Raw genomic sequence first — 2,748 nt, 5'->3', positions numbered from 1 at the left:
GCCCAGGTACCAGAGCAGGCCCGCGCCGAGCAGCGTCCCGGCGGCCGCGCCGGCGTGGTCCATGGCGCGGTGGAAGCCGTAGGCCCGCGCCCGCAGCGCCGGGTCCGTGGCGCCGGCGATCAGGGCGTCGCGCGGGCTGGTGCGCACGCCCTTGCCCACCCGGTCGCCGACCCGCACCGCGAGCACGTGCCACGGGACCTGCGCGAAGGCGACCAGCGGCCGCGCCAGGGTCGAGATCCCATAGCCGACCAGGATGAGCGGTTTGAGGCGCGCGCGGCGGTCCGCGACCAGGCCCGTCAGGTACTTCAGCAGGTTGGCGACGAACTCGGCCGCGCCCTCGATCAGGCCGATGTAGGCGTTGGAGGCGCCGAGGGAGGCCAGGAACGCCGGGAGCAGGGGGAAGATCGCCTCGCTCGAGGTGTCGGTCAGCAGGCTGACGAGCCCCAGGCCGACCACCGTCCTGGGCAGCTTCACCCGCGACGGCGGCAGCGCGTCCGTGTCCTGGCGGGACGATGTCTGCATGGGGTCGCTCCCTTCCGTGGCCGTCATCCCGCGACCCTAGCCGGTCGCCGCAGGCCTGGCAACCGGCGGCCGGGCCGGGCCCGCGCGCAAATCGGACTGGACGCCGAGTGGGCGTTCCGGCGTACACTCCCAGCCACTTCGATCCGGAGGCGCGCATGGGACTGCCGAACCTGATCTCGCTGCTGGGCATCTTCGTGCTGATGGGGCTAGGCCTGGCCGTCAGCAACAACCGCCGCCGGGTGCGGTGGCGCACCGTGATCTGGGGCGTCGGCCTGCAGTTCGGCTTCGCGCTGATCCTGCTGCGCACCCCCTGGGGCACCGCGATCTTCGACGCCGCCCGGGTGACGATCAACCGCGTGCTGGGCTTCACCGACGCCGGCGCCTCGTTCCTGTTCGGCAACCTCTTCCGGGGCAACGCCGACGTGGTGCAGTACCTCGAACCGGGCGCCGAGGGCGGCTTCATCCAGTTCACCAACTCCGCGACGGGCGAGCTGGCTCCCCTGGGCATGATCTTCGCGATCCACGTGCTGCCGACGGTGATCTTCTTCGCCAGCCTGATGGCCGTGCTCTACCACCTCGGCGTGATGCAGCGCGTGATCGCGGGCATCTCCTGGGTCATGCGCCGCACGATGCGCACCAGCGGCTCGGAGACCCTGTCGGTCGCCGCGGACATCTTCGTGGGCCAGACCGAGGCGCCGGTGGTGATCCGCCCCTACATCAAGACCATGACCAATTCCGAGCTGATGGCCGTGATGACGGCCGGCTTCGCGACGATCGCCGGCGGCGTGATGGCCGCGTACGTGCGCCTGGGCATCGACGCCGGGCACCTGCTGGCCGCCAGCATCATGTCGGCGCCCGCGGCCCTGGTCATGGCCAAGATCATGTTCCCGGAGACCGAGCAGTCCGACACCGAGGGCGGGATCAAGGTGGACATCCCGCGCGAGTACTCCGGCCTGATCGACGCCGCCGCCGGCGGCGCGAGCGTGGGCCTGAAGCTGGCGGCCAACATCGGCGCCATGCTGCTGGCCTTCGTGGCGCTGGTCGCGATGGTCGACGCCGGGCTCGGTCTGGCCGGGCTGTCCCTGTCGCAGATCTTCGGCTGGGTGTTCGCGCCCCTCGCTTGGACGCTGGGCGTGCCCTGGAGCGAGGCGTCGACCTTCGGCAACCTGCTGGGCACCAAGATCTCGGTCAACGAGTTCCTGGGCTACATCCAGCTGGACCAGGCCATCCGCGACGGCACCCTGTCGCCGCGCAGCGTCGTGATCGCCACCTACGCGCTGTGCGGGTTCGCCAACTTCTCCAGCATCGCCATCCAGATCGGCGGCTACGGCATCCTGGCCCCCGAGCGGCGCAGCGACGTGGCGCGGCTGGGCCTGCGGGCGATGTTCGCCGGCACGTTCGCCAACCTGATGACCGCCGCCATCGCGGGCATCCTGACCACTTGACCGGAAGTGACGCCGTGCCCCGCGCCCAGCTGACGCCGCTGCCCCGCTACCCGTTCGACTGCGCGCTGACCGTGCGCGTCACCGATCTGAACTACGGCGGCCACCTGGCCCACGACCGCCTGCTGTCCCTCCTGCACGAGGCCCGCGTCGCCTTCCTCGCCGCGCGGGGTTGGAGCGAGCCCGACTGCGGCGGCGTCGCCCTGATCCTGGGCGACGCCGTGATCGTCTACCAGGGCGAGGCCTTCGCCGGCGACGCGCTGCGGATCGAGGTGGGCGTGGCCGAGACCGGCCGCGCCGGCTTCCGCCTGGCCTACCGCGTGACGCGCGCGGACGCGCCGATCGCCCTGGCCGAGACCGGGCTCGTCGGCTTCGACTACGCGGCCCGGCGCGTGGCGCCCCTGCCGGCGGCCGTGCGCGACACCCTCGAAGGGATGCGACGTGACTGAGCCCATCACCAGCCCCGGCAACGAGCGGATCAAGCGGCTGGTCCGCCTGCGCGACCGCCGCGACCGGCAGCGCGAGGGCGTCATCCTCCTGGACGAGCTGCGCGTGGTCCGCCGCGCGCTCGAGGCGGGCCTCGTCCTGGACGAGGCCTACGCCTGCCCCGAGGTCCTGGCGGAGCACGGCGGCGGGGAGCTGTTGGAGGACCTGCGCCGCTCGGGGATCGAGATCGTCGAGGTGAACGCGCGCGTGCTGGAGAAGGCCTCCTACCGCGCGAAGCCCGAGGGGCTGATCGTCGTGGCGCAGCCGCCGGCCTGGACGCTGGACACGCTCAACCTGC

General features: G+C 72.2%; 4 protein-coding genes. 3 read left to right on the top strand and 1 reads right to left on the bottom strand.

The window, feature by feature from the left end:
* Window positions 1-522: MFS transporter (locus tag Q7W29_15100; GenBank protein ID MDO9173149.1), on the bottom strand; the 522-nt coding region annotated here is incomplete at its 3' end.
* A 161-nt stretch (window positions 523-683) separates the two neighbouring features.
* Here Q7W29_15100 and Q7W29_15095 point away from each other — a divergent pair.
* The 3 genes from Q7W29_15095 to Q7W29_15085 form a co-directional block, all read left to right on the top strand.
* Entirely contained in the window at window positions 684-1,967 is a 1,284-nt protein-coding gene (locus tag Q7W29_15095) for a nucleoside transporter C-terminal domain-containing protein (GenBank protein MDO9173148.1), read from the top strand.
* Between the two features lie 14 nt (window positions 1,968-1,981).
* On the top strand, window positions 1,982-2,413 hold the full coding sequence (locus Q7W29_15090; GenBank protein MDO9173147.1) for a thioesterase family protein: 432 nt from the start codon (window positions 1,982-1,984) through the stop codon (window positions 2,411-2,413).
* Window positions 2,406-2,748 (top strand): RNA methyltransferase (locus tag Q7W29_15085; protein MDO9173146.1); only part of this gene is annotated, 343 nt, incomplete at its 3' end. The genes Q7W29_15090 and Q7W29_15085, both read left to right, overlap by 8 nt.

The organism is bacterium (assembly GCA_030654305.1).
Taxonomy (GTDB): Bacteria; Krumholzibacteriota; Krumholzibacteriia; order LZORAL124-64-63; family LZORAL124-64-63; genus PNOJ01.
The sequence above is the reverse complement of the archived record's forward strand: the minus strand, read 5'-3'. Positions and strand labels throughout refer to the sequence as shown.